The sequence below is a fragment of the Haladaptatus halobius genome (genome assembly GCF_020618475.1).
GTDB classification, from domain to species: Archaea; Halobacteriota; Halobacteria; order Halobacteriales; family Haladaptataceae; genus Haladaptatus; species Haladaptatus halobius.
The window spans coordinates 2,434,004-2,459,182 of record NZ_CP085335.1 but is presented as its reverse complement, the minus strand read 5'-3'; the positions used below and the strand labels follow the sequence as shown (position 1 = coordinate 2,459,182).

Genomic DNA, 25,179 nt, shown 5'->3' with positions numbered 1-25,179 from the left:
ATTCCGACCGACTCGGCCGGCTCCGTCCCACCGGAATGACATCGCCACGCACAAGCTGCCTCGTTTCCGATTCTCGTCCATGCCACTGCTGGGTGAACTGACGCCTATCGTCGGAACGTATCTCCTCCTTGCGGCCTTTCTCACGCTGACGGGCCACGTCGCCGCGCGAAACGTCCTCGGAAGCGTACCGTTCACGCACGCGCTGGCGGTCGGCCTGCCCGTCGCGGCGCTCCCCTTTCTCCTCCAGCGGTACTTTCCGCCCGTCGTGCTTCTACTGGCGCTCGTGCTCGACCTCACCATCTTCCACGTCGTCTACCGACTGAAGTGGCGCACCGCGGGCTTCGTCACCGTAGTTCACGTCGTCGTCAGCTTTCTGGCGAGCGTCGTCATCGGCGGCATCGCGTATCTCGTCGCGCTCGGGCCGCCCGCGCCGCCGGGGTAGTCAACAGAAGGCTTATTCTACGCAGTGACGACCTCTCGGTATGTCCCTCCCCCGCCGCCTCGAACAGATCGGCATCGTCGTCGGAAGCATTCTGATGCTCTCGCTTCCGCTCAGCGTGTTCACGCCTCTCCTCGTCGAGAGTCCCGCCCTCTGGCAGGTTGCTCTCCTCTGGTGTTTGCCGGGACTCGTCGTCGGCGTCCTCGTCGCCACCGACCGACTTCCGGTTTCGTACCAGCAGGTCTGGGCGTTTGGTATCGTCAGTTGGATTGCCACGGTCGTCCTGTGGATGGTTTTCGGTGTCGAAAGCGTGACCGCGAACCAATCGACCGCGATAGGCACGTGGCTGATCGCACTGCTCGTCGGCGCGCTGGTCGCGTGGGCCAACCCGAAAATCCAGTGGCGACGAAGTAGCGCCTGATCAGCGACGCTCGTACCGCACGAAATCGAACGCTCCGCGCCCGTCTCGTTCGACTTCTCGCCATTCGTCCGCGTCCCACTCCGGGAACTCCGTATCCCCCTCGTGCTCCTCGCGAATTTCGGTGAGAATCATCTCGTCTGCGTGCGGAAAGAACTGCTCGTAGATCGTCGCACCGCCGACGACGAAGGCGGTGTCGTCCAACTCCGCCGCAACCTCGATCGCTTCGTCGACGCCGTGAACGAGCACGACCTCCTCCGGAAGATTCGGGATCGACCTACTGAGCACGATATTCGTCCGACCCGGCAGCGGGCCGTCGATTCGCGCCGCGATGCTCTCGTAGGTCGCTCGTCCCATGACGACGGGGTGGCCCATCGTCGTCTCCTTGAAGTGGCGCAAGTCCTCGGCGTAGTGCCACGGCATGTCGCCGTCCCGTCCGATGACGCCGTTCGCCGCGACCGCGGCGACGAGGACGAGTCGCATTACTCGGCCACCCGAAAGCGAAGTCCGGGGTGTGCGTCGTACTCCCGGAGGGCGATGTCGTCGTAGGTCAACTCGGAGAGCGAATTCGCCGAAATTTCGATTTCGGGCGGCGACTTCGGTTCGCGCGAAAGTTGTGTGAGCAGGCCGGGGACGTGGTCGAAGCCCTCCTCGTCCTCGGTGGGGGAGGTCGATTCGAGCCACCCGCACACTTCCTCGAACTCCGACTTCGCGCTCACGTCGGCCAGCCGCGCTTGCAGGTCGACGAGGTTGTCGCGGTACCACTCGCCGCGCTCGCCCTCGCCGCAGTAGATGTGGGCGTCCACGATGGTGTGGGCGAACTTCCCGACTTCGAAGCCGGTCTGACGTGCGAGGACGGTCGCCAGCAGGGCGTACGCCGCGACGTTGAAGGGGATGCCGAGCGCCACGTCGCCCGAGCGCTGTGTGAGGTGGAGGTTCAACGTCTCACCCTGTACGTTCACCACGAAGGTGTAGTGGCAGGGCGGAAGCGTCGAGACGGCGGCGTTCGCCGGATGCCACGCCGAGACGACGAACCGCCGCGAGTTCGGATTCTCGCGGAGGCCGTCAACGACGTACTGGATCTGGTCGAAGGTTCCCTCGTCGTTCATCCAGCGGTGGCCGTCCTCGGGCCACGATTCGCCCGGCAACCCCTCCTCGGGCACCGGGAACCGCCGCCAGAAGCGACCGTAGGCGGTGTCGAGGTTCCCCTCTTCGTCGGCCCACTCGTTCCAGATGCCGGTCTTCTCGCGCAGATTGCGGACGTGTTCCTCGCCGGAGAGATACCAGAGGAGTTCGTGGAGCATTGAGTCCCAGCGAAAGCCGTCCATCCGCTTCGTCGTCAAGAGGGGAAAGCCCTCCCGAAGGTCGACCTCGTAGTGCTGGCTGAACGTCGAAATCGTGTCCACGCCGGTTCGGTTGGGCTTGTACCGCCCCTCCCGAAGCACGTCGTCCACGAGCGAGAGATACTGTTCCATGGGCGTGGATTCGCGCCGGGGATAAAAGATGTACGCGATTCGGAAATCCGCTATCGAGAGAGCACCGCGACGTACCGCGTCAGCGACCGATGCACCCGGCGCTCGAACTCGTGTTCGACGCGCCAGCCCACCTCGCGCGCTTCGTCCGTCCACGAGCGGTCGCCGACGACCACCGCGCGAGGCGCGACGCGGTGCGCTTCCGCGAGCGCCCCCGCGACGAGGTCGTCCAGTTCGAGGTTGGCGATCTTCGACTGTCTGCCGTACGGCGCGTCGAATACCACGCCGTCGATGGAGTCGTCGGGAAACGGGAGGTGCGTCGCGTCGCCGCGAACCGTCGCGAAGTCACTGTTGGGAGCGTAGTGCACGAGGTTTCGACCTGCGCCGCGAACCATCTTCCCCTGTGCATCCGCGCCGACCGGACGTGCCCCTGCGAGGGCGGCTTCGATGAGCACGCCGCCCGTCCCGCACATCGGGTCGAGGACGGTCACGCCGGGTCGCGCTCCGGCTACGTTCGCCAGCGCGCGAGCGAGCAGCGGGTGCATGCTTCCCGGCTGGAAGAACGGTCTGTCGGTCGGCATCCGAGTGCCGTAGTCTCGCCTGCTCTCGATTTCGAGCCAGCCGAGAGCACAGAAATCGCCGGAAAAGACGGCTCGCAGTTCATGGTCGGGGTCGTCCAGATCGACCGAAAAGCCCCGTTCGACGAGCACCTGTCCCAATTCTCGTTCCGCCTCTTGTGTGCTGATACCGACCGTCTCGCGCACGCTCCGCGCCCGCACGGCGACGGTTCCCTCGCGATCAAGCCGCGCGGCGGAGAGCAGCGCGCGGGCGCCGTCCACGTCGCCGTCGGTCTTCCCAACCAGTTCGCTCGCCCGCCGAGTGTACGCGAGCTTCTCGATTCGGTCGGTGATGGCCGTCGCTCGCGCGAGGCCGGGCGCGACGAGTTCTACGCCGGTCGCCGCGCTCTCGGCTTCGCAGGCCGCGAGTTCGTCGTCTTCTCCGCCGAGTTCGAGTAGGTACACGAGAGTTCGTCGTATGCGATACGTGTCGCGCATCGCTCTTGGGGGTTGCGACTGTCGGTCGCGGTAGCCGAGTTTTGTCCCATTGACCACCGCGGTTCGGTGGGTTCGTATCGGTCGCCGACAGTTGCGGGCGACGAACGAAGACGAGCTATGTTAGCCATTGTCTAGCTATCTATATATCCTCCGAGATAGTACACTATTATTGGTGAAGAACAATGGCATCAGCCGCAGCTAAGAGCAACGTCCGAATCGTGCAGGACACGTACGAGGCCTTCAACGACGGTGACATCGACAGCGTCACGGCCGCAATGGCCGACGATATCGAGTGGGTCGAACCCGAGGGTAGCCCGTACGGCGACATCCACCACAGCCCCGAGGCCGTGCTGGAGAACGTCTTCCAGCCCTGCCTGGAGGATTTCGCGGACTTCCAGGTCGAAACCGATCGGTTTATCGACGGCGGCAACACGATCGTCGTCCTCGGCACCTTCCGCGGGACGAACAGGGAGACGGGCAAAGACCTCGATGTCCCGTACGCACACGTCTGCGAGTTGGAAGACGGTCGAATGAGCCGGTTCGTCGACTACTCGAACGCGCTCCCCATGCTGCAGACGTACGAAATGTAACTGGAATGGACGAGAATCTAACCCCTTGTTTTGAGACGGGATGTTACTTTCCCAGTGTACGTGCGCCGCTTTCGAAAACGGCGACCCCCGACTACTCCGCTTCGTCGCCCAACAGTCGTTCCACGAGCGTATCGGGGTCGAACCGTTCCAAGTCGTCGTACTCCTGCCCGACGCCGAGGAAGAGTATGGGCTTACCCGTGACGTGGGCGATGGAGATCGCGGCACCGCCCTTCGAGTCGGCGTCCGCCTTGGTCAGGATGGAGCCGTCGATTTCGGCGGCGTCGTCGAACTCCTTGGCGCGCTGAACCGCGTCCTGTCCGGCCACCGCCTCGTCCACGAAGAGGGTCATGCCCGGGTCGACGACGCGGCCGATCTTCGCCAACTGATCCATCAGCCCTTCGCTGGTGTGGAGCCGCCCCGCCGTGTCGCCGAGCACCACGTCGATGTCGTGGGCGTCGGCGTACTCCACCGCGTCGTAGATGACCGCCGCGGGGTCGCCGCCCTGCTCGTGAGCGATGAGCTTCTTGTCGAGCGATTCGGCGTGCACCTGAATCTGCTCGTTCGCGCCGGCGCGGTAGGTGTCGCCGTTCGCCATCACCGAGGAGTAACCGTGCTCTTCGAGATAGCGTGCCATCTTGGCGATGCTCGTCGTCTTTCCGACGCCGTTGACGCCCGTGAAGATGATGACGAGGGGTTTGTCGGCCTCTGCGACTCGCCGGTCGAAGTCGAACTGCCCGACGCTGATGACCGACAGCAGGGCGTCGCGGAGCGCCGCTTCGACCACGTCGCCCGTCTCGGCGCTGAACTTCCGGGTCGCGCCCACGAGGTCGTTCCGGATGTCTTCGAGCATTTCCTGGGCGACGCTCATCTCCACGTCGCTTTCGAGCAGCGCCATCTCCAACTCCCAGAGGGGGTCTTCGACGTCCTGCTCCTCGATGACGATCTCACCGCGGGCGAACGACCGCGCCTTCTGCGTGAAGCCCCCGCGTCCGCCGCTCTCCTCGGGTTCCGTCTCCGACGCATCCGCTTCGACTGGCTCCTCGGCGGGTTCGGATTCGGCCGTTTCGTCTTCGACCGCCGCAACCTCCTCGACTTCCTCGGCCTCTTCTGCGGCTTCTTCGGCCTTCTCCTCGGTGGTCTCCTCTACGTCCTCTCGGAACCCGCTGAGTTTATCCTTCAGACTGTCGAACATCGCCGGTTACTCGTCCTCGTCCTGTTGCCCCTGCACCTGCTGCATCTGCTGTTGCATCTGCTGCTGTTGCATCTGTCGCGCCTGCTCTTCCAACTGGTCGCTCTCGTCTTCGAGCTCGCTGATCTCGTCCTGCATACCGTCGATTCGCTCGTCGACGACTTCCTTCCGGCTTCGTAGCGATTCGATAGCACCCTGCTGGTCGCGCTCGGCGGCGTAGCCGCCGCCGAGTTCCACGACGATCTCGTCGATATCCTCGACGTTGGCGCGGATGTAGGCCCCGCCGCCCAGCGGAACCTGCACGACCGACCCCGTTTCGAGCGTCTCGATGGCTTCGATGGCTTCATCCATCTGGTTCTTCTCGTCGCGCAGTCCTTCGACTTCCGCCTCTAGCTCCTCCTTTTCGGCCTCCAACTGCTGAAGTTGCTGGGAGAGCTGCTGGAGTTCTTGGTTGCCGCCACCCATCATCGTACGTCGACCTCCGCTCCGCGAGTAATCGCTCTCATACCCACACCTGCGGGAGCGAGCGGGAAGAATCTTCCTAACTCAGATGAAAATCCCGATTCGATCGCGAACCGCGGACGGACGAAAAATCAGTCGATGTAGCCCAACGCGTCCTCGATTCGCCCCAGCTCCGGCCCGGTCGTATCCTGTCCGACCACGTACCCGTGGGCATTGGCGAGGAGTCCCGAACCGACGAGCGGGCCGCCGTAGTTGATGGTGCCGATGTCGGCCGGAACGCCGAGCACGTCCTCGATCCGGTCGAGTTCGTCGTCGGTCGCCTTCGGATGACAAAGCACGCCCGCGTTCGTGGTGACCGCGGCGGTGCCGACGGTTCGGACGCCGGCGATTTCGCCGCGCTCGACCGGGACGCCGAGACCGTCCGAGACGGCCTGCACCGCCTCGCGCGAGAGGTCGGGATGGACGTACGCCCCCGTATCGTTCGCCAGCACGACGTTTCCGGCGGCGTTGATGCGCCCCGGAAGTTCGACGACGGGGACGTTCACGACGTCTCCGATGCGCTCGCGTTCGTTGTCCGTCACGCGACTGCTCACGAGCAGTCCGTTCTCGTTCCCCGCGATCAGCGCGCCGACGGTGGACGACCCGCCGAGGGTCGTTTCGATGACGTCGACATCCAACTCGTCGCCGAGCGAATCGGCCAGTTCGTCGTCCATGTCGGGGCGAATCAGGAGATACTCGTCAGTGGTGCGAGCGAAGACCCCGACGTACGACGACCCGTTGAACGCGGTACGAAGCAAAGCTCTACTCGTACTCCGCCTCGACGACGGCTTCGCCCTCTTCTTCGAAGCGGGCCGCGTGCACGCGGAGCTTCCGTGGGGGGTTCTTGCGACCGCGCGACCAGATTGCCTCGTTGATGGAGGGGTCGAGACGCACGTCGTCCTCGTCGACCTTGAAGTGTTTGGCGAGGTGGCCGCGCACCAGCTTCATCGCCTTTCCGGCGCGTTTGTGCTTCGGTTCTGCCTTCACGTCTCGGAGCGGAACAGTGACAACTCGCTCCTCGAAATCACTTGCGCTCATTATTCGTCAGTGTCGCTGCGCCGCCAGCTTCGACGCTTGGGGTTTCGCATCACGTCGCGGTCGGTCTTCATCATGACCCACGCCGGGACGCGGGTGTTCTGCCGTTCCAGCTTGGAAAGCCGCTTCTTTTTTGCCTTCGAATTCTTGCCCATAGTGGTTGCCACTTTTCCGCCGTCGCTTAAAATCTTGTTCCTTTCAGCCGGGGTTACAGGGGGAACGCCGCGACGGTCGAGTACTCCGGCCCGTCCGCCGTCAGTTCGCTCTTCGTCAACCGGACTTCTTCGACCTGCATCCGTCCGACCGTGGGGTCGAGTTCGCGGACGTTCTCCTGGACGAGTTCCTTCCCTCCCGCGTGTTGCATCCGAGCGAGCGTGACGTGCGGGACGAAGTCGTTCCCCTCCGGTTCGAAGCCGAGGTCGTAGACGCGCGATTCGACGGCGTCGTGGAGCAGGGTCATCTCCTCGTCGCTGTCCTCGAACCCCAGCCACACCACGCTGATGTAGTCGAGACTGGGGAAGACACCGAGACCGCCGACCGTCGCCCGGAAGGGGCCGAAGTCGACGTCGTCGGAGACGGTCGATTCGACGGCTTCCTCGACGTCAGGGACGCGCTCGGAATCCACGTCGCCGAGGAACTTCAGCGTCACGTGAGCCTGCTCCGGGTCGGTAAAGTTCAGTCCTTCCGCGTCACGAAAGCTGTCTTGGACGCCCTCGACGCCGTCCGCGAGGTCGTCCGGCAAGTCGATGCTCACGAACAATCGCATACGTGACTTCACGCCCCGGGACGGCTTCAAGCTTGGTTCCACTCGACGAAGCGACCGCCTTGCGCGCCTCGTCGAGGACAGGATTTATGCGTTGGATTTCCTAACACTACGTGTGAGTTCCCCGTTCGAGATCTTAGGGATCGATTCGGATGCGGACGACACGGAAGTCGTCGAAGCGTACAGACGGCGGGTGAAGGAGACACACCCCGACGTGGGCGGATCCGCGAGGGAATTTCAGTTGGTTCAGACGGCGTACGAACAGATCCAAGCGGGATACGGAACGGAAACGTATGACGCCGAGTACGAGAGCGTCGAAGAACAGTACCGACAGGAACGACCGCAGGTCGAGTATCTCAACTACGAGATTCTCGACGACTACGGGTGGGAACTCGACGACGACGACCTGTTCCGGAAAGCGTCCGCGGCGGGACTCGACTCGGCGGACTACGGTCGACTGGAGGTCGAATCCCACGAATCTCTCCTCGAAGCCGCCGAGGACTGCGGCTTCGAGTGGCCGTTCGCCTGTCGAGGCGGGGCGTGTGCCAACTGCGCGGTCGCGGTCGTGGAGGGTGAGATGGACATGCCCGCGAACCACGTCCTTTCGTCGAGCATGGTCGACCGCGGTTTCCGGTTGTCCTGCATCAGCGCGCCGACGACGGACGAAATGCAGATCGTCTACAACGTCAAACACCTGCCGGAACTCGACGAACTCCGATTGCCGCCCCAGCAGTTCGGACAGGCTCACTCCGACGATTGAACTCGGAGTCGTCGTCTCGCCCTCGATTCTCCGACTCGTCGGCTCCATCGATGGAAATCGACTAGAAAAAGCATTTAAACCGATAGACGGCCAAACACGTCGTAACGATGGTGCTCGACAATCTCGGCAGTTCTCTTCGCGGCTCCCTCGACAAGTTGAGCGGGAAATCCCGCGTCAGCGAGGAGGACATCGAGGAGATCGTGAAGGAGATTCAGCGCTCGCTCTTGCAGGCCGACGTGGACGTGAGCCTCGTGATGGAGCTTTCGGGCTCCATCAAAGAACGGGCGCTGGAAGAGGAACCGCCGGGCGGGACGACGGCCCGCGACCACGTCCTCAGTATCGTCTACGAGGAACTCGTCGGACTGGTCGGCGAGAGTACGGAGATTCCGCTCGAAGAGCAGACGATTCTGCTCGCCGGTCTTCAGGGTTCGGGGAAGACGACAACTTCCGCCAAGATGGCGTGGTGGTTCTCGAAGAAGGGACTCCGCCCCGCGGTCATCCAGACCGACACCTTCCGCCCCGGCGCGTACGACCAAGCGAAGGAGATGTGTTCGCGCGCCGAGGTGGAGTTCTACGGCGACCCGGACAACGACGACCCGGTGGATATCGCCCGAAAGGGGCTGGAGGAGACCGCCGACGCGGACGTTCACATCGTGGACACCGCGGGTCGGCACGCGCTCGAAGACGACCTCATCGCGGAGATCGAGGAGATCGAGTCCGCCGTCGACCCCGACCGAAATCTGCTCGTGCTCGACGCCGCCATCGGGCAGGGTGCGAAAGACCAAGCGCAGCAGTTCGACGCCTCCATCGGCATCGACGGCGTCATCATCACCAAGCTCGACGGGACGGCGAAGGGTGGCGGCGCGCTGACCGCCGTCAACGAGACCGACTCGTCCATCGCGTTCCTCGGCTCCGGCGAGACGGTACAGGACGTAGAGCGGTTCGAGCCGAACGGCTTCATCTCCCGCCTGCTCGGGATGGGCGACCTGAAACAGCTCACCGAGCGCGTCCAGCGGGCGATGACGGAGACGCAGGAAGAGGAGGAAGACTGGGATCCCGAGAACATGCTGAAGGGCCAGTTCACCCTCAAGGACATGCGCCACCAGATGAACGCGATGAACAAGATGGGACCGCTCGACCAGGTGATGGACATGATCCCCGGCTTCGGCGGCGGCATCATGGACGAACTGCCGGACGACGCGATGGACGTGACGAAAGACCGGATGCGCGCGTTCGAGGTCATCATGGACTCGATGACCGAGAACGAACTGGAGAATCCGCGCTCCATCGGCGCGAGCCAGATTCAGCGCATCTCCCGCGGCAGCGGACAGGACGAGGAACGCGTCCGCGAACTGCTCCAGCAGCACAAGATGATGTCCCAGACTTTGAAACAGTTCCAAGGAATGGGGCAGGGCAAGGATATGGAGCGCATGATGAAGAAGATGCAGGGCGGCGGCGGTGGCGGCGGTGGCGGTTTCGGTCCGTTCGGGTAGCACATCGGAGCAGTCTGTATTTTCGCGTCGTACATCCGGCAGTGCTGAACTTTAAGTATTAGGACGGAACCAACTCGGCTCGATGAACGAACGCACGACGCCGAATCTGCGACGACGAGACGTTCGTCTTTTGAACCCCCACCAATCGATTCCACCGCCTCTCTCACGTCCGGCTCCGACGACGGTCAACCTGCTCGACTGGTGAGCGAGCCCGCAGGAACGAACCGAAAACCTGTCAAGTTACACGTATCGGGGGAGAGTAACGACCCGAACACACGCGGTTTTTTGTTCCACGCCCGTGACCACACACAACAGATGACCGTTCGGGAAGTCGCCGCCGAGGCGTACCGCGAGGCCCTCCCCGCGCTGGCTGCGAGCATGGTCGGCGGGCTGTTCGCGGGCGTCGTCCTCGGCGGGATGCGCGCCGAACTCCGCGAGGTAAACGGATTGCTCGTCTTGGTTCCGGCTCTGCTTGCGACCCGCGGGAACGTCTACGGGTCGCTCGGCGCGCGCCTCGCGTCCGGTCTCCACCAAGGGTTGGTCGAACCGTCGTTCGTCCCCGACGACGAGCGAGTGTGGGCGGCTATCGTCGCTTCACTGGCGAACGGTATCCTCGCCAGCCTCTTCGCGTCGGTGGTGGCGTTTCTCGTCCTCCGCCTACTCTCCGACCCCGTCGCACCGCTTTCCACCTTGGTCGCCATCGCCCTCATCGCGGGCCTGCTCTCCGGCGTGGCGCTGACCGTGGCCGTTGTCGTGGTGGTGTTCGCGGGCTACCGGCGCGGCCAGAATCCCGACACGCTCGTCGGTCCGTTGGTGACGACGACCGGCGACGTGTTCGGCATCTCCTTCCTCCTGCTCGCCGTTAGAACCGTCCTCGCGCTCGGGGGAGGATAGATGCCGACGCGCTGGACTGTCCGCGCGATAATGCGGGCGATGCTTCCGGTGTTGCTCGTCCTCACCGTGGTCGAAATCGGCAGCGGTCTCGTCCTAGGGTCGTTCGAGAGCACCTTGCTCCGGTATCCGACGCTCCTCGCGCTGGTTCCGGTGACCATCGGAACGGCGGGCAACCTCGGGAGCATCCTCGCCGCCAGACTCTCCACCGCATTCCACCTCGGGACGCTCTCGTTCGGCCCCGAAGACGACGTACTCGCGGGGAACGCCGTGGCGACAGTCGCGCTCGCCGTCACCATCTTCCCGGTCGTCGGAGTCGGCGCGTGGGCGCTAACGTGGCTCGTCGGCGGAACGAAACTCGGCCTGCTGACCGTCGTTCTCATCTCGCTGACGAGCGGCGTCGTGCTGGCGTTCATCGCGGTGCTCGTGACGTTCGTCGCCACCTACGCCGCCTATCGCTTCGAACTCGACCCGGACGACGTAGTCATCCCGATCGTGACGAACGCCTGCGACGTGCTGGGCGTCATCGTGCTGTTCGTCGTCGTCAGAATAGTCGTGTGATTATCGACTACCGCGAGCCTCGTCCGTGATCGGTTTTCCGTCTTCGGTCGGCGGCGCGATGTGGTCGATGAACTCCTCGACTGGAGGGTCGTTCACCCGGATGCGGACGCGGAGATTGCCGAGTTCGTCGGGGTTGCCGACGGCGAAGTTGATGACGCCTTGGAAAGCCGCCTGCTTCTTCAGCGAGAACGAGAGGGTGTCCCCTTCCCGCCCGGAGAAGAACTCGCCGCGGGCCGTGTCGAGAATCTCCTGTCGGTGGAGCAGTTCCGAGAAGTGTTCGACGCTGTGCGCTTTGGCCAGCAGTTCGCCGTGGCTCGATTCGACCTCCGCGCCCGGAAAGATATTTTCGATGGCGTCCGCGACGCGCGCTTCGATTTCGGTGTCCTGTACGGGTGCCGTGATCTGGATGTCGACGCTGTAGATCATGGTTGCTCGGCGGTTCGTACGTTCTCCAGCCCCGAAAGTCCGTCTTCGAGGAGGGCGCGAATCCGTTCCCGAAACGCGTCGAGCGAGTCTGTGTTGTTGATGACGGCGTCGGCCCGCGTCATCGCCCGGTCGAGGCCGAAGCCGAGTTCGCGCTCGTCGCGCTCCCGGAGGCTCTCCTCGTCCTCGTCGGAGCGGTCGCGCCCACGCTTGCCGAGCCGTTCGGCCCGGACTTCGAACGGCGCTTCGATACTCACCAGGACGAAATCGTCGCCGAAGGTGTCCTCGAAACGTTCGACCTCGACGCCCGAGCGAATCCCGTCCACGAGCACGGTGTCTCTCTCCTCCAGCGCCTCCCGAATCTGCGGGAGCGACTCCTGCGCGATGGCGTCTGGCCCGTTCTCCTTCCGGAGCACCTTCGCAATTTCGCCGTGATGTTCCGTCGGGTCGAGACCTCGCGCCCGGCACGCGTCTCGGATGACGTCGCCCATCGTAACGACCGGGACGCCCGACTCCTCCGCGACGGTCGCGGCTTCACCCTTGCCGCTTCCCGGTAGCCCGACGGTTCCGATTACTCGCATCAGTTTGACTTTCTCGTGAACCGTGCTTAAGGGCTGTGCTCTCGCGCAGAATCCCTATCTCTTATGAAGACGCGCCGAGAACGGGAACCGAGGGCACGTAGCTCAGTCTGGATAGAGCGTCGGACTTCTAATCCGACGGTCGTGGGTTCGAATCCCATCGTGCCCGTCGATTTTCCGCGAACGACCGTCGAGCACCGCGAAGCGTGTGCTCGAAACAGCGTGAGCAGGAAACTGGAAAACGGTGGATCGAATTAGACCGAGGTTCTGCGCTCCGCGCAGGTTCTCGGGCGTAGTTCGAATCCCATCGTGCCCGCTGATTCTGTGACGTGCGTGAGGAACGAATCAACACCACCGATGGGTGTGAAGAGGACTAGTCGAACTTTTCCAGCAGTCGCTCGTAAAAACCGTTCTCCCCGCCGTCGGCCAGTTTCTCCACGATGAGCTCCGGGGTCGACCGCGCGAGGTGGTCTTTCACCGGCGACCGCTCGACCATCAGTTCGCCGTCCTCCAGCCCCTTGGCTTCGATACCGTCCACCGCCACGTCGGAGTCCGCCACGTCCTGAATCTCGTCCGCGAGGTGGGTGACGAACACCCCCGTCACGTCGCGCTCGCCGAATTCCTCCAGAATTCCGGCGATTATCTTCGCGCTCGCGCCGGGTTCAGTGATGCTTTCGAGTTCGTCCACCAGCACGAGTCGGCCAGCAGTTCCGTCGGCGAGGGCTGCGAACTCCCGAAGCGTGCTCTCGAACGCCCCCGCGTCCAGCGTCCCCTGCGTCTTGCCGTGGTAGTGGAGTTCCTCGAACCGCCGTAGGCACACCGATTCGGCGGGCACAGGGAGCCCCATCTGCGCGAGGATGACGATGAGCGCCACGAGGTCGAGCGTCGAGGTCTTCCCGCCGCTGTTGACGCCCGAGAGGAGCGCCACGCCCGAGACGCCGTAATCGACCGGCTCTACCTCCGCGAAGGGAACGTCGAGCAAGGGCGAGCGTCCCCCGCGGATGTCAAAGCCCGCACTTTCGTCGAACTCGGGCATCGCGCACTCGAAGTCGCGGGCGAATCGTGCGACGGCGAGTTTCACGTCCAGTTCGAGCGCGGCGCGGACGAGCTTCTCCGCCGCCTCGCGCTCGTCCACGAGCGTTCGAGCAAGTTCGCGCTTGCGACGCTCCGCACGGCGGGATTTCTCCGCCTCCAACTCCTCGCGGAGGCGGGACACCACGCTCTCGTCGTGGCCGACCGGGAACGTCGGGTCGTCGGGAAACGCCTGCCGAGCAATCTCCATCTCGCCGGCGTCGAGCGCGAGCGTCTCGACGAGGTGATCGCGCGCGGCGTCCACGGCGGCGTCGTACTCGTCGGCCAGTTCGCGCGAGAGGAGCGAGTCGACGCCAGCGCCGCGCTCGACCAGCGAGAGCAAGTCCGCACCTTCGATGGTCACGTCGCGCTCCCGGATGGCGTCGCGCATCCGGTCGTTGGCGACCCCTTCCGCCATCGAAACGGCGGCGTCCAAGTCGGAAATCGCGTTCGTCAGTCGGTCGAGTTCTTCGTCGCCGGCAACGCCGCCCTCCGGGGTGACCCGCGCCAGCGCCGACTCCAACTCCTCGATGTCGAGCGGAGCCTCCATTCCGGCGGCGCGGTGGACTTTCGCGGCTGCGAGGAGACTGTCGCGGTTCGTCGCAAAGAAGGCAAGTGGGCGCTCGGGAACGAGTTCCGCCGGGGTCGCTAAGGCGTCGGATTCGACGCGAACGTCGCCGTCGACTGCGACGCCCGAGAACGTCTCGTCCAGCGCGACGACGGTGGAGTAGCCGCGCGCGAGTTCGGCCAGCTCACGCGCGTCTTCGACCACCTCGACGGGGAGCTCGGGAACCGCCTCGCGCGCTTTCGCGTATCGTTCGGCGTCCGTCGTCGCCAGACAGCGGTCGCGGACGGTCACCTCCCGCGGCGCCGAGAGCGGTTCGACGCCGGCCAGCGCGTCGCGCACTGCCGATGTCGGGTCACGCTCCATCGCCCGGGTGGCGAACTCGCGCACTTCCTCGATGCGGGACGCGGTCGCGCTGGGATACAAAGTTTCGAGGCGCTTTTCGGCGTAGGTCGTCACGGTTCGCGCTTGCAACAGCGAGAGCACGTCCCGGTACAGTTCGCGCGCCCTGTCGGTCACCAGAAAGCCGCCCGGGTCGTCGTGTCGAATACGGATGGCGGCACGCGCGATGGCGGCGGCGCGTCCCTCTGTGATGCCGGGCGCTTGCACGAGCGTGGCGACATCGCCGGTCTCTAACGCGCTCTCAGAGTCGTCGAGTTCGGAGAGCGCGTCGGCGGTCTTCGCACCGACACCCGGTATCGCCTCGAAGTCCATTCGCTCCGAGGTATTGCGCCACCAATAAAAAACGTTCCCGACCTGAAGTGGCCGGATCAGCAACAGCCGTTCGTCGACCGCGGTTCGCACTCGACGGAATTATCAACATACTGATAGCATTTCGAACGACGCGCGACGTCGGTACAGTTCGCGGCGGTTCAGCAACAACCGACGTCTTTCCAGCTTCCACAGTGATAGCCGTCATCGGAGTCGCAACACTCTCGACTGTACTGCTGATAGCCACCGCCGTACTGGCACGACTCTCCCGTGCAATCGTATTCTGTGTAACAATTCTGGGGCGTCACGTCCTCGGCTGCCGCGACGGTTGTCGCACCGAGACCTGCGACTGCGCCCGCGCCGATACCCTTCAGGACGGATCGTCGCGTCGTTTTGTCTCCATCGGAATTACTACATCGGAATTACTATCGTATAACATACGAATAGGCTAGCTCGCTACCAATATTGAATAAATAATTTAAATATATAAAATTATATTTGAAGACGAGGTATTAACCCCGGGCGGTTCACGCTCCGTCACGAGATTCTTTTGCCCGTCCAGCAGAGAGAGGTAGGTATGCCAACCATCGAGGAGAAACTGGCCGCTGCGAAGGCAGACCTCGCCGACCGAGGCGGCGTCCTCGTCGCCTTCAGCGGCGGCGTTGATTCGAGCGTCGTCGCCGCCATCGCCCACGACGCGCTAGGTGACGATGCGGTCGCCTGCACCGCCAAGAGCGAGACGCTTCCGGACGCCGAACTCGAAGACGCGCGCCGCGTCGCCGGGGAAATCGGTATCCGGCACGAGCTCGCGGAGTTCAGCGAACTGGACGATCCCGCTTTCGTCGCCAACGATGACGACCGCTGTTACCACTGTCGAACGATGCGTCTCGGCACGATGTTCGAGACCGCGGAGCGACTCGGCATCGACGTCGTCTGCGACGGGACGAACGCCGACGACGTGGACGCGGGCCACCGTCCCGGCCTGCGCGCGGTGGACGAACTCGACGCCTACTCGCCGCTCTTGCAACACGACATCTCGAAAGCCGAGGTTCGTGAACTCGCGGACGACTACGGTCTCTCGGTCGCCGACAAACCCTCGATGGCGTGTCTCTCCTCGCGCATTCCGACCGGCCTCGAAGTGACCGAAGAACGATTGTCGCGCATCGAACGCGCCGAAACGCTGCTACGCCGGTGGGGGTTCTCCCAGTTCCGCGTCCGCGACCACGACGGACTGGCCCGCATCGAAGTCGGCGACGACGAACTCCGGCGCGCGCTGGACGAGGAGTTCGTCCGCGCCGCCCGCGAACATTTCATGGAGCTCGGGTTCGACCACGTCACGCTCGACTTGCACGGCTATCAGACCGGAAGCGTGAGTCCGGAGAGTGAATCGGCGTCCGACGAACCGCTGGTCGAAGACGTGTTCGCCGCGGAGTATCCGACCGACGGAGCGTGAGCTATCCCGTTACCTTCGTAGAAATCGAGCGTGTGCGTTCGCACCCAAAGGGTGGCAGTTTGCTGGCACGCGAACTGCGGTCTGTAGCTGCTGGCACGCGAGCTAAGGGCAGGCGCGAACGCTACTATCAAATTTGGAAGCCACTTCCTTAGTTATAACCCGATTACGGGGGTTTCAAGCGACCGTTGTGTGACGTTTTACGCCGATGGTTACAGGAACGAAAACGCGAGGTTGCTCTTACTTCCCCGTCCACTTCAGCAGGAACAGCGTTCCTTCAAAGAGGCCGACCATCGTGAGCGCCACGAGGAAGGGAGCCATTCCGGTCGGGTCGGGGCTGAACAGGAACGCGAAGCCGAGGAACCCACCCCAGAAGTAGAGTCGGCGATTGGCCATCCACTGCCGCGTCGTCAGCCCCATCATGATGGCGAGCATGATGAGCAGGGGGATCTGGAAGACGACGGCGAGCACGCCCATCATCATCAGGATGAGGTTGAACGTCTTCGTCAGGCCGAACGCAATGACGACGTTTGCTTCCTGTGTGTACGATAGGAAGTACGTGAAGATAGCGGGCAGGATGAGGAAGTAAGCGAAGCTCACGCCGACGAGGGCGAGCACGAGGCTGGTCGGCACCGCCGCGAGGTAGTAGCGTCGTTCGTTCGGGTATAGCCCCGGACGCATGAACAGGTACGTCTCGTACACCATCACGGGAAGGGCGACGATGAGTCCGCCGAGGCTAGCGACCTTGAGTCTCGTCAGCACCAGCGCGAGTGGGTGGTAGAGACGGGGACGGGTGTTCGGTCCGCTCCCCGGGTTGACCGGAAGAACGGAGTTCCAGAGGTAGTTGATGACGGTGTCCGCCAGCGGAAGAACGACGACGCTCACGACGCCTGCGACGATGATGACGACCGCGAGTCGCTTTATCATCTCCTCGATGTGATCCGCCAGCGGCATCTCCTCGTCGCCAACCGGTTGGCTCGGTCTCTCGACCGCCGGTTCAGGGTCTTCCGGCGCGTACAGCTCCTCCTCCGGCGGCTCCGGCGCCTCCTCCGAGGCCGGAGCCTTCGATAAGTTGTTTCCTGCCGTCGCCTCCGATTCTTCGCCCATTCACCCGGTGCTAGGTGTCGCGGTTATTATAGGCTTTCTTCATCTCGTGAGACGAGAAGATTGATAACTGGCACCCGGCTACCCTTCGCAAGGAATGTCTACTTCGGGGAGCAGCGTAATCGACGAGGATACCGCGAAGACGGTCGCGACCGGGCGCGAGGCGCTCGGCTCGATGCTCTCGACCGCTCAGACGCATCTTCAGAAGGTCTTCATCGCGTTCGTCATCGGTTTTATCGGCACGTTCTACGCGATGGCGCAGGTCGTCTGGCCGTTTCTGAAAGAGGTCACGACCTCCGGAATGTCGAAGAAGGTGATGAACCAAGTCGACATCGTCGCGGTGACGCCGTTCGACGTCATACTGTTGCAAGCGAAGATAGCGATGGTGGCCGGCGTCATCGTCGCCATCCCCGTCCTGCTCTACTACGCCCGCGACTCGTTCCGGCACCGCGACTGGTACCCCGATTTCTCCATCTCGTACTGGAAGGTCGTTCCGCTGCTCGGTCTCGCGGTCGCACTGTTTGTCGGCGGCCTCGCGTACGGGTACTCGCTTTTCTTCCCGCTGATGTTCGAGTTCCTCGCCAAGAACGCGACCAACGCGGGGTTCAGTCCGAAGTACGGTATCGTGGAGTGGACGGAGTTCGTGCTCGTCCTCACGCTCTCGTTCGGACTCGCCGCCGAGATGCCCCTCATCATGAGCGCGCTCGGCTACACGGGAGTCGTCCCGTACGAGACGTTCCGCGACAAATGGCGGTACGCGGTCGTCGGCATCTTCACCTTCGGTGCGTTCTTCTCGCCCCCCGACCCGTTCACGCAGATCATGTGGGCCGCACCGCTGCTCGTCCTGTACGCTTTCAGCCTCTATCTGACGAAGATCGTTGTCACCATCCGCCGCGGAAGCAGCGAGGTGAGTCTCGGAAAGACGATGCGAGCGAAGTGGAACTACATCCTCGGCATCGCACTCCTCGCCGCCGGCGGGGCCTATCTGTTCATCTCGCGCGGTGGCGGCGCCTACGTCGAAGAACAACTGTTCCCGATGCTTCCCGCGAAGTACCGCCCCGTGAACGCCCTCCCGTCCGTCGAACAACTGGTCGGGCTTCCGCGAGGAACGGCTATCATCGTCGCCGCAGCGGGTGTCGCAGTCCTCGCGTTCGTCCTCGCTCTCTTCTACTACCTGTTCACCTCGCTCGAATCGGGCGCGACCGTGGAGCGGGCGGGAGCACCCACCGCGATCGACATCGACGGACTCGACGCCGCGGGCGTGCGTGCTGCTCCGCCGGAACTGTTTGAGGAGATGGGCGAGGGCGAATCACTCGACTACGCCCGCGCCGCGATGGAGAACGACCAGCCGAAGAAGGCGCAGGCCATCTTCGACCGCTGGGACGAAGTTCACGAGGAAGAAGCGGAAGACGAGGAATCAAAAGTCCGCGAAGCCGACGGCGCGCCGCTGGCGGAGGACGTTGCGAAACAGCCCCAGCCGAGCGAGGACGAGGACGACAACGTTTTCCAGAGCACCGCCGCGGGCATGGCGAACGCCTTCACGGAAGACGAGACGACCAAAGACGACATCGGCGGCTACTACTACGACATCGCGTTCATCTTCCGAAGTCTCACGTCGAAGATGTTCCGCATCGTCGGCGTGTTCATGCTCGTCCTCGCCAGCGTGTTCGTGGCGCTGTACAAAGGCGGGATGAAGGTCATCAACGAGGACTTCACGCGACGCGTTCCGCAGGAGATCGTCCAGAAGGGTGACCTGCTCAACATCGTCACGCTCCACCCCGTCGAAGCGCTCATCTTCGAGGTGAAGGTCAGCACCCTCCTCGCCGCCGTCTCGGTGCTTCCGATGGTGCTGTACTACGGGTGGCCGGCGATGAAAGAGCGCAACCTCGTCAGGGGAAACCGCAACGTCTTCTTCCTGTGGGGCGGCGTGCTCGTCGGCGGTATACTCGTCGGGAGTGCCATCGGCTACGGTATCGTCGCGCCGCGCATCATCTCGTGGCTCGTCACCGACGCGCACCAGGCGGATATGGTCATCTACTACCGGGTGAAGAGCTTCTTCTGGCTCGTCTTCCTCACCACGGTCGGCGTCGGGATGCTCGCCGACGTTCCGCTCTCGATGCTCCTGTTCCACGCGGGCGGTATCGTCTCCTACGACACGATGCGCGAACGCTGGCGAGTCGTCGTCGTGGGCACGTTCGCCGTCGCGGGACTGGTGACGCCGGACAGCCTCTACACGATGTTCCTTGTCGCCATCCCCGTCTCGCTCGCGTACGGTCTCGGACTGGCGATGCTCGGCTCCAGTCGGCTCGTCAGGGCGAAGGGTGCACAGCTGGTCGGCGTCATAATCGTCGGATTCCTCGTAACCTACGCGACCCTTCTCTTCGGCGGTGACGCGTGGCTGACCAACGAGGTTCTGCCGATGCTTCCGAGCGCGATACGACCCGAATCGCTGCTGGTCGAAGGGTTACTCGGTCGCCCCCGCACCACTGCTACGATCATGATGGCCGCGATAGTCGGGGCGCTATCGTTCTTCGTCGGCCTGCTGGCGTACGGAGTGCGCAGTCACCGAGCGCGACGGCGCTGACATCTCCGCCCGCCGTCCAGCCCAAACAACTTATTATATTCTTGCGATAATCTCGAGGTATGAGCAAGATAAGCGTCGAGGTACCCGACGAACTGCTCGCGGATTTGGACGAGCACGTCGGCGACGACGGAAAGTTCGTCAACCGAAGCGAGGCGATTCGAGCCTCAGTCCGGAAGATGCTCGACCTGCTGGACGAGATAGACGAGCGCCACGGGAGACTCGAAGATGACTAGCGAGCGGCCGCACTCGGCGCTCGCCACCGGCCAACTCGCCATCGCCGCCCTGTTCGTCACGGCGCTGATGACAGCCCAACTCACCGCGGCGAAGATTCTGGAGTTCGTCGTCCCTTTCTCCCTGCCGGTCACCGGAAACGCGCTCGTCCTGCCGGGGGCGGCGCTGGCCTACGCACTGACCTTCTTCGCGTCGGACTGCTACGCCGAACTGTTCGGCAAGCGGGCCGCCCAGCGACTCGTCAACGTCGGGTTCGTCATGAACTTCGTCATGCTGGCGCTGGTGTGGTCGACCATCGCGGCGCCCGCCGCGCAGTCCAGCGTCGACCCGGCGAAGTTCCGCACCGTCCTCGGCGCGAGCACGCCCGTCGTCGTGGGAAGCCTGCTCGCCTACCTCGTGAGCCAGAACTGGGACGTCATCGCGTTCCACAGAATACGTGAACTCACCGACGGCGCACATCTCTGGGCGCGAAACATCGGCTCGACGGCGAGCAGTCAGGCCATCGACACCGTCATCTTCGTCGGCGTGGCGTTCTACGTCTTCCCGCGGTACGTCGGGGTCGGAGTCGTACTACCGGGCGACCTCATCCTCGCGCTCGTCGTCGGGCAGTACATCATGAAACTGCTCATCGCCGTCTTCGACACGCCCCTTGTATACGCCGTGGTGGGCTACCTGCGCTCCCGAGAGTACGCACCGGCGCATCCGAGCGCGGCGGACTGAGCGGTAAGTTCTCTTACCGACGCTCGCGTTCGGATTTCGACACTGAACGTCGACGATTCGTCTGCTACTGCCGGAAGGGCGCGTCAGGTGGTACGCACCGAACGCGTGATGTTTTCAGTACTGCGCCCGGCTCGGGCGTCTCCCCCGTCCAGTTCGACCGATGATGAAGTAGAGCAGTAATCCCAGTAATCCCCCGAAGAACACGACGAGCGCCCAGAGAACGGGACTGTGCGGACTATTTTCCTGTGCGTCGTTGTACACCATAACGGGAGGACGATCGCCAGAACCAGGAAGAGGAGGGTGATCAGGACGAACAAGCCTTCTCCAGCCATACGGCAGAATTAATTAGTGCCGATAAATATTTGTGTTATTTAGTTTCGAGGTGAGAATTTCTCAGTCTATCCGCTGTGCGAATCCGAACCGCGGTTTCACCTCTTCGACGCGAATCTCGACCGTCTCGCCTTCCTCGGCGTTCGGGACGAACAGCGTGTACTCTTCGACCTTCGCCACGCCGTCGCCTTCGCTTCCCACACCCTCGATGGTCACTTCGAGGGTGTCGCCCGCCCGGACGGGGGCTGTGAGGCGCTTCCGAGCGACGAGGTACACTTCGGAGGATTCGTCGCGCGAGGCGTCAGGACTCATGGTTCTGACGTACTCGAACTCGCGGTCGATATCCTCGCGCAGGTCGTCCAAGTCCGGTCCTTGGAATACCTTCACGACGAGGTCGCCGCCGGAATCGAGCACGTCGAGCGCCGTCTTGAACGCCTGCCGAGCAAGGTGGACGGAGCGCGCGTGGTCCAGGCTGTACTCGCCGGTCATGTTCGGGGCCATGTCCGAGAGCACCACGTCGGCGGAGCCGGCGACCTCGCGGACTCTCTCGCGGGTCTCGTCTTCGGTCATATCGCCCCGGATGGTTTCGACGCCGTCCAAGTCGTCGATTCGCTGGAGGTCGACGCCGACGACGGTGCCCGAATCGCCGACCTTCTCGGCGGCGACCTGCAACCATCCGCCGGGAGCCGCCCCGAGGTCGACGACCGTCTCGCCCTCGTGAAGGACGTGGGCGGTCTCGTCCAACTGCTTGAGTTTGTAGGCCGCTCGGGAGCGATAGCCCTCCTGTTTCGATTTGTTGTAGTAGTGGTCTCTTCCGGTCATTGCTCGACCGTACTGCACAGACCCGTTTACGGGCTTCGACTCGGCGACGAGCGTCGTCACCGATATCCGGCGTTCGCGTGGTCGGCACTCGCCGAGAGCGACGGATGACCGACGGAAAATCGCCCGTCAGCGGTGCTCGCACTCGTCCTGATGTCGGACGAGATCGGATTTGTTCTTCCCACCGACGAAGACCTTCTTCTTGCAGTACTCGCATATTCCCCATCGAGGGTCGTTTTCGTCGAGCGTGTATCCTTCTGGCCGCCACTCCTGCGACATACTCGTTCAGTATACCTTCATCCCTAAAACGTTTATCAAAAATCTGTTTGGTATCTGGTGTAATAATCCGGCGATTCCAACACGCTCGATACGCATGTTTCTCACACGCACACGTCGCGCGCGCGAACGGGTGACTTTTTATGCCACGGTTTCGTAGCCATCGTCAACATGTTCAAGGCTATCGTGAGCGCAGAAACGCTCCGGACGACGATTGATTCCGTGGGCGTGCTGGTGGACGAATGTAAGATCCACCTAGACGAGGATGGCCTCGCTATCAAGGCGGTCGACCCCGCGAACGTCGGGATGGTCGACCTCCAACTCGACGCCGAGGCGTTCGAATCCTACGAGGCCGACGGGGGCGTTATCGGCGTCAACTTAGACCGTCTCGAAAGCATCGCGGGGATGGCGAGTTCCGGCCAACTCGTGGAGATGGAACTCGACGAAGAGACCCGCAAACTCCACATCAAAATCGAGGGGCTGGAGTACACCCTCGCACTCATCGACCCCGACTCCATCCGACAGGAACCCGACATCCCTGACCTCGACCTCCCCGCGGTCATCGTCGTCGAAGGCTCAGACATCGACCGTGCGGTCAAGGCCGCCGACATGGTCTCCGACCACATCGCGCTCGGCGTGGACGAGGACGAGGAAGTCTTCTACGTCGAAGCCGAAGGCGACACCGACAACGTCGACCTCAAACTCGACACCGACGACCTTATCGACCTCACCGCCGGCCCTGCTCACTCACTATACAGTCTCGACTATCTGAAGGATATGAACAAGGCGCTCCCGAACAACGGCGAGGTCACCATCGACCTCGGCGAGGAGTTCCCGGTGAAGATTCACTTCGAAATCGCGGAGGGCATGGGTCAGGTCACGTATATGCTCGCGCCGCGCATCCAGAGCGACTGAGTTCGACTCGCCCCTTTCTCGCGGACTACAGATTCCGATCGATGACGGCTTTCGCGGCCTCTGCCTTCTCCTTCCAACCGTAGCCGGCCTCGTAGACGTGGCGCTTGTTTTCGACCAGTGCTTCGGGCGTCGATTCCTCGAACCCTCCTCTGGCCCAGGTTCCGCTGTCGTGGAGCCATTCGACGATATTTTCGCGTGTTTCGGGCCACGACAGGCCGACCATCTCGTACCACGCGATCATGGCGAAGACGGCGTTGTCGTGACAGCCCGGAACGCTTCCTTTCTCGTAGATCGTCTGCATCGGCTCGAAGGTCGGTTCCGAGACCGTCTCTCGGAACTCGTCGGCGGTGAGCAGCCGGAGCGCCCCATCGCTCTCGACCACTCGCTTCTCGTGACGGAGGCGGTCGAGCGCCGCGGCGTGGAGGGCGTCCCAGCGTCCGTGAGTCGACTCGCGGAGTTCCTCCTCGGTGTACGAGTCCGTGGAGAGCACCGCGACGATGTCCGTGTACGCTTTCTCGATGTCCGTCCACGGCTCTCCGTCGAACCGACAGTCCGGCCCGTGGAGGTTCGTCGTGGTTCGGCAGTCCGGACACGGATACGCGAAACGTGGCACGGAACCGGCTACTCACGCCGTGGTAATAGGTGATTGGATTCGACGGTCGGGCGGAAACGCCGCGTTTCTTCCGCCCGACGCGAGGAAATCACTCGTTACTCCGCGACCGTCGCGTTTATCGGGCGTCGGCGGGAAGGGCGAATTATGGACTCGCTTCACGCCCGATATCCGTTCCTCGCGTCGGCCCGCGAGGCGGTTCGTGACGCGAACGTTGACCTCGCCGAAGTCGTCACCGGTGAGGGCGACCGCCACCTGGCGGTCGAGCGCGGCGTGGAGCGCGTACGCCGGGCGCTGTTGGACGGAACGGCCCGACCGCCGGACGACGGGCGGCGGTGGGGGACGACCGCGGAGGTGCTTTCGTACCCCATCGCGCGGATGCTCGTGTCGCTGCTCGACGCGCCGGGAGCGGTCGAGAAGTACGCTAGCGCCGAGGCGGCGACGGCCTACGAGCGGTTCACCGACGATTTCGAGGCCGCCGCCGGCGAACTGAAGAGCACTCGCAGCGCGTCGCTCACGCTCGACACCCTGCTCGTCGACTTCGACCTCTCCGAGTCGGTCGTAGAGCGCGACGACGGTTTCGGCGTCGCGGTCGGCACCTACCTCTCGCTCGTCGAAAGCGTCAGCGGCGACGACTGGCGACTCGTCACGCGCCGACTATCGGACGGCGTGGTCGCCGTCTCGGAGGCGGAGCTACACGTACTGCTCCGGACGGCGGTGGAGGCGCGCGTCGCCGCCGACCTTCCGCTTTCCGTGCCGGAGGAGATCGCCGACGCGCTCGCCGAGGAGGTAGCGGAGCTGGAATCCTCGTTCACGGACGCCGACTTCTCGCACGACATCGACACCCTCGCGCCCGGCCTGTTCCCGCCCTGCATGAAGAACCTGCTCTCGAAGGCGCGAGACGGCGACGCGCTCCACGCCCACTCCGAGTTCGCGCTGACCTCCTTCCTCGCTAGCATCGGTCTCGACGCGGACGAGATTCTGGCGCTCTGCGAAGTCCGCACCCCGGCGCGGGCGGATCGATTGCGCTATCGGGTCGAACGACTGCGCGACGAGCGAACCGCTCAGTACGCGCCGCCGAGCTGTGCGTCACTGCAAGCCTACGGCGACTGCGCGAATCCGGACGAACGCTGCGAGACGATACGACATCCGCTCGCGTATTACGAGAAGGCACTGGACGAGACCGGAACCGTGACCGACTGGCGCGACAGGGAAGATACCAGGTTGGCGTGATGGAATCGCTCGACTGAGCGTCGGTGACGGTGACCGACACGTCGCTCGAACTGCTTAGTGCTGGTTCGCCAGCCAGAAGCCCACGCCGGTCATGAGCAGGACGAACCCGACGATGACGCCGACGAGCGCGAGTGCTCCCTGCGACGTGAGACCGCCGCTGTCGAACTGGATGCCGACGATGAGTGTGGCTACGATGAACAGTCCGACCGACGCGACGGAGACGACGATGTCGCGGAGCGTCTCGCCCTCGATATTCATGCCCGGGATTTCCCACGGTTCCATCAAAAGTTCTCCGTTTCGAAGTTGGGCGGGCGCAGTTCGTCACTCTCGTCCGCGGGTGGGCGGGAGTATCAGACGAAATCTGACGTTACGATGACACTCTCGATTTCAAC

Annotated in this window: 31 protein-coding genes and 1 tRNA gene; 14 read left to right on the top strand and 18 right to left on the bottom strand. The window is 63.4% G+C overall.

What is annotated here, in order from left to right:
• Positions 1-79 precede the first annotated feature (79 nt).
• Both LIW51_RS14415 and LIW51_RS14410 read left to right on the top strand, forming a co-directional pair.
• Entirely contained in the window at positions 80-442 is a 363-nt protein-coding gene (locus tag LIW51_RS14415; protein WP_227374801.1) for a DUF7473 family protein, read from the top strand.
• 40 nt (positions 443-482) lie between these two features.
• Entirely contained in the window at positions 483-860 is a 378-nt protein-coding gene (locus tag LIW51_RS14410) for a hypothetical protein (protein WP_227374800.1), read from the top strand.
• Here LIW51_RS14410 and LIW51_RS14405 read toward each other — a convergent pair whose 3' ends face one another.
• The 3 genes from LIW51_RS14405 to LIW51_RS14395 are packed head-to-tail and all read right to left on the bottom strand — an operon-like array spanning position 861 to position 3,351.
• Positions 861-1,340, bottom strand: a complete 480-nt coding sequence (locus tag LIW51_RS14405) for a dihydrofolate reductase (RefSeq protein ID WP_227374799.1) — start codon at positions 1,338-1,340, stop codon at positions 861-863.
• Entirely contained in the window at positions 1,340-2,332 is a 993-nt protein-coding gene (thyA, locus tag LIW51_RS14400; RefSeq protein ID WP_368411799.1) for a thymidylate synthase, read from the bottom strand. The genes LIW51_RS14405 and thyA overlap by 1 nt, the downstream gene beginning before the upstream one ends.
• A gap of 50 nt (positions 2,333-2,382) precedes the next feature.
• The gene (locus LIW51_RS14395; RefSeq protein WP_227376813.1) at positions 2,383-3,351 is read right to left on the bottom strand and encodes a methyltransferase domain-containing protein; all 969 of its coding nucleotides are present in this window, start codon (positions 3,349-3,351) and stop codon (positions 2,383-2,385) included.
• Positions 3,352-3,566: 215 nt separating this feature from the next.
• Between LIW51_RS14395 and LIW51_RS14390 the strand changes: the two genes are divergently transcribed.
• A complete protein-coding gene (locus LIW51_RS14390; protein WP_227374797.1) occupies positions 3,567-3,974 on the top strand; it encodes a nuclear transport factor 2 family protein in 408 nt (135 codons plus the stop codon).
• 91 nt (positions 3,975-4,065) lie between these two features.
• Here LIW51_RS14390 and ftsY read toward each other — a convergent pair whose 3' ends face one another.
• From ftsY to thpR, 6 genes are all read right to left on the bottom strand, one after another.
• Positions 4,066-5,166, bottom strand: coding sequence for a signal recognition particle-docking protein FtsY (gene ftsY / locus LIW51_RS14385; RefSeq protein ID WP_227374796.1), 1,101 nt, complete (start codon positions 5,164-5,166; stop codon positions 4,066-4,068).
• A gap of 6 nt (positions 5,167-5,172) precedes the next feature.
• Entirely contained in the window at positions 5,173-5,628 is a 456-nt protein-coding gene (gene pfdA, locus LIW51_RS14380) for a prefoldin subunit alpha (RefSeq protein WP_368411798.1), read from the bottom strand.
• Positions 5,629-5,756: 128 nt separating this feature from the next.
• Positions 5,757-6,422: a translation initiation factor IF-6 gene (locus LIW51_RS14375; protein ID WP_227374794.1), complete on the bottom strand. Its 666-nt coding sequence runs from the start codon at positions 6,420-6,422 to the stop codon at positions 5,757-5,759.
• A gap of 4 nt (positions 6,423-6,426) precedes the next feature.
• Positions 6,427-6,702: a 50S ribosomal protein L31e gene (locus tag LIW51_RS14370; protein WP_227374793.1), complete on the bottom strand. Its 276-nt coding sequence runs from the start codon at positions 6,700-6,702 to the stop codon at positions 6,427-6,429.
• Positions 6,702-6,854, bottom strand: coding sequence for a 50S ribosomal protein L39e (locus tag LIW51_RS14365; RefSeq protein WP_227374792.1), 153 nt, complete (start codon positions 6,852-6,854; stop codon positions 6,702-6,704). The genes LIW51_RS14370 and LIW51_RS14365 overlap by 1 nt, the downstream gene beginning before the upstream one ends.
• A 53-nt stretch (positions 6,855-6,907) precedes the next feature.
• Positions 6,908-7,465 carry an RNA 2',3'-cyclic phosphodiesterase gene (thpR, locus tag LIW51_RS14360; RefSeq protein ID WP_227374791.1) on the bottom strand — a complete coding sequence of 186 codons (558 nt, stop codon included), beginning with the start codon at positions 7,463-7,465 and terminating at the stop codon, positions 6,908-6,910.
• 112 nt (positions 7,466-7,577) lie between these two features.
• Here thpR and fer point away from each other — a divergent pair, with 112 nt between their 5' ends.
• The 4 genes from fer to LIW51_RS14335 all read left to right on the top strand — a co-directional run bounded on the left by fer (position 7,578) and on the right by LIW51_RS14335 (position 11,167).
• Positions 7,578-8,222 (top strand): ferredoxin Fer, encoded by a 645-nt coding sequence (gene fer / locus LIW51_RS38940; RefSeq protein ID WP_303659912.1) that lies wholly within the window; start codon positions 7,578-7,580, stop codon positions 8,220-8,222.
• 107 nt (positions 8,223-8,329) lie between these two features.
• The gene (locus LIW51_RS14345) at positions 8,330-9,715 is read left to right on the top strand and encodes a signal recognition particle protein Srp54 (protein WP_227374790.1); all 1,386 of its coding nucleotides are present in this window, start codon (positions 8,330-8,332) and stop codon (positions 9,713-9,715) included.
• A 315-nt stretch (positions 9,716-10,030) separates the two neighbouring features.
• A complete protein-coding gene (locus LIW51_RS14340) occupies positions 10,031-10,609 on the top strand; it encodes a magnesium transporter (RefSeq protein ID WP_227374789.1) in 579 nt (192 codons plus the stop codon).
• Positions 10,610-11,167, top strand: a complete 558-nt coding sequence (locus LIW51_RS14335; protein ID WP_227374788.1) for a magnesium transporter — start codon at positions 10,610-10,612, stop codon at positions 11,165-11,167.
• Here LIW51_RS14335 and LIW51_RS14330 read toward each other — a convergent pair whose 3' ends face one another.
• Together LIW51_RS14330 and LIW51_RS14325 are read right to left on the bottom strand one after the other, a co-directional pair.
• On the bottom strand, positions 11,168-11,593 hold the full coding sequence (locus LIW51_RS14330; protein ID WP_227374787.1) for an RNA-binding domain-containing protein: 426 nt from the start codon (positions 11,591-11,593) through the stop codon (positions 11,168-11,170).
• Complete coding sequence (locus tag LIW51_RS14325; RefSeq protein ID WP_227374786.1) at positions 11,590-12,171, bottom strand: AAA family ATPase; 582 nt, start codon at positions 12,169-12,171, stop codon at positions 11,590-11,592. The genes LIW51_RS14330 and LIW51_RS14325 overlap by 4 nt, the downstream gene beginning before the upstream one ends.
• 91 nt (positions 12,172-12,262) lie before the next feature.
• On the opposite strand from LIW51_RS14325, the gene LIW51_RS14320 reads away from it, so the two are divergent.
• Positions 12,263-12,337: transfer RNA gene (locus LIW51_RS14320), tRNA-Arg, on the top strand.
• 204 nt (positions 12,338-12,541) lie between these two features.
• Here LIW51_RS14320 and LIW51_RS14315 read toward each other — a convergent pair.
• Positions 12,542-14,518 carry a MutS-related protein gene (locus LIW51_RS14315; RefSeq protein ID WP_227374785.1) on the bottom strand — a complete coding sequence of 659 codons (1,977 nt, stop codon included), beginning with the start codon at positions 14,516-14,518 and terminating at the stop codon, positions 12,542-12,544.
• A 574-nt stretch (positions 14,519-15,092) separates the two neighbouring features.
• On the opposite strand from LIW51_RS14315, the gene larE reads away from it, so the two are divergent.
• Positions 15,093-15,968, top strand: coding sequence for an ATP-dependent sacrificial sulfur transferase LarE (gene larE, locus LIW51_RS14310; protein WP_227374784.1), 876 nt, complete (start codon positions 15,093-15,095; stop codon positions 15,966-15,968).
• 237 nt (positions 15,969-16,205) lie between these two features.
• On the opposite strand, the gene tatC is transcribed toward larE, so the two are convergent.
• On the bottom strand, positions 16,206-17,072 hold the full coding sequence (tatC, locus tag LIW51_RS14305) for a twin-arginine translocase subunit TatC (protein ID WP_227374783.1): 867 nt from the start codon (positions 17,070-17,072) through the stop codon (positions 16,206-16,208).
• A gap of 94 nt (positions 17,073-17,166) precedes the next feature.
• Here tatC and LIW51_RS14300 point away from each other — a divergent pair, with 94 nt between their 5' ends.
• Genes LIW51_RS14300 through LIW51_RS14290 form a run of 3 tightly spaced genes read left to right on the top strand, consistent with a single transcriptional unit; the run spans position 17,167 to position 20,604 of the window.
• Positions 17,167-19,653 carry a twin-arginine translocase subunit TatC gene (locus tag LIW51_RS14300; RefSeq protein WP_227374782.1) on the top strand — a complete coding sequence of 829 codons (2,487 nt, stop codon included), beginning with the start codon at positions 17,167-17,169 and terminating at the stop codon, positions 19,651-19,653.
• Positions 19,654-19,712: 59 nt separating this feature from the next.
• A complete protein-coding gene (locus LIW51_RS14295; RefSeq protein ID WP_227353343.1) occupies positions 19,713-19,886 on the top strand; it encodes a ribbon-helix-helix domain-containing protein in 174 nt (57 codons plus the stop codon).
• Positions 19,879-20,604: a queuosine precursor transporter gene (locus LIW51_RS14290; RefSeq protein WP_227374781.1), complete on the top strand. Its 726-nt coding sequence runs from the start codon at positions 19,879-19,881 to the stop codon at positions 20,602-20,604. The genes LIW51_RS14295 and LIW51_RS14290 overlap by 8 nt, the downstream gene beginning before the upstream one ends.
• A 114-nt stretch (positions 20,605-20,718) precedes the next feature.
• Here LIW51_RS14290 and LIW51_RS14285 read toward each other — a convergent pair whose 3' ends face one another.
• The 3 genes from LIW51_RS14285 to LIW51_RS14275 all read right to left on the bottom strand — a co-directional run bounded on the left by LIW51_RS14285 (position 20,719) and on the right by LIW51_RS14275 (position 22,032).
• On the bottom strand, positions 20,719-20,868 hold the full coding sequence (locus LIW51_RS14285) for a PLDc N-terminal domain-containing protein (RefSeq protein WP_227374780.1): 150 nt from the start codon (positions 20,866-20,868) through the stop codon (positions 20,719-20,721).
• Positions 20,869-20,997: 129 nt separating this feature from the next.
• Positions 20,998-21,756, bottom strand: a complete 759-nt coding sequence (locus LIW51_RS14280; RefSeq protein ID WP_227374779.1) for a 23S rRNA (uridine(2552)-2'-O)-methyltransferase — start codon at positions 21,754-21,756, stop codon at positions 20,998-21,000.
• Positions 21,757-21,882: 126 nt separating this feature from the next.
• Entirely contained in the window at positions 21,883-22,032 is a 150-nt protein-coding gene (locus LIW51_RS14275; protein ID WP_227374778.1) for a hypothetical protein, read from the bottom strand.
• 168 nt (positions 22,033-22,200) lie between these two features.
• Here LIW51_RS14275 and LIW51_RS14270 point away from each other — a divergent pair, with 168 nt between their 5' ends.
• Positions 22,201-22,944: a DNA polymerase sliding clamp gene (locus LIW51_RS14270; RefSeq protein WP_227374777.1), complete on the top strand. Its 744-nt coding sequence runs from the start codon at positions 22,201-22,203 to the stop codon at positions 22,942-22,944.
• Positions 22,945-22,969: 25 nt separating this feature from the next.
• Here the strand turns inward: LIW51_RS14270 and LIW51_RS14265 are convergent, their stop codons facing one another.
• Complete coding sequence (locus LIW51_RS14265; RefSeq protein WP_227374776.1) at positions 22,970-23,557, bottom strand: DUF7474 family protein; 588 nt, start codon at positions 23,555-23,557, stop codon at positions 22,970-22,972.
• A gap of 144 nt (positions 23,558-23,701) precedes the next feature.
• Between LIW51_RS14265 and LIW51_RS14260 the strand changes: the two genes are divergently transcribed.
• Positions 23,702-24,787: a DNA primase large subunit PriL gene (locus tag LIW51_RS14260; RefSeq protein WP_227376811.1), complete on the top strand. Its 1,086-nt coding sequence runs from the start codon at positions 23,702-23,704 to the stop codon at positions 24,785-24,787.
• A gap of 54 nt (positions 24,788-24,841) precedes the next feature.
• On the opposite strand, the gene LIW51_RS14255 is transcribed toward LIW51_RS14260, so the two are convergent.
• Positions 24,842-25,069, bottom strand: a complete 228-nt coding sequence (locus LIW51_RS14255) for a DUF7472 family protein (RefSeq protein WP_227374775.1) — start codon at positions 25,067-25,069, stop codon at positions 24,842-24,844.
• Between the last annotated feature and the right edge of the window lie 110 nt (positions 25,070-25,179).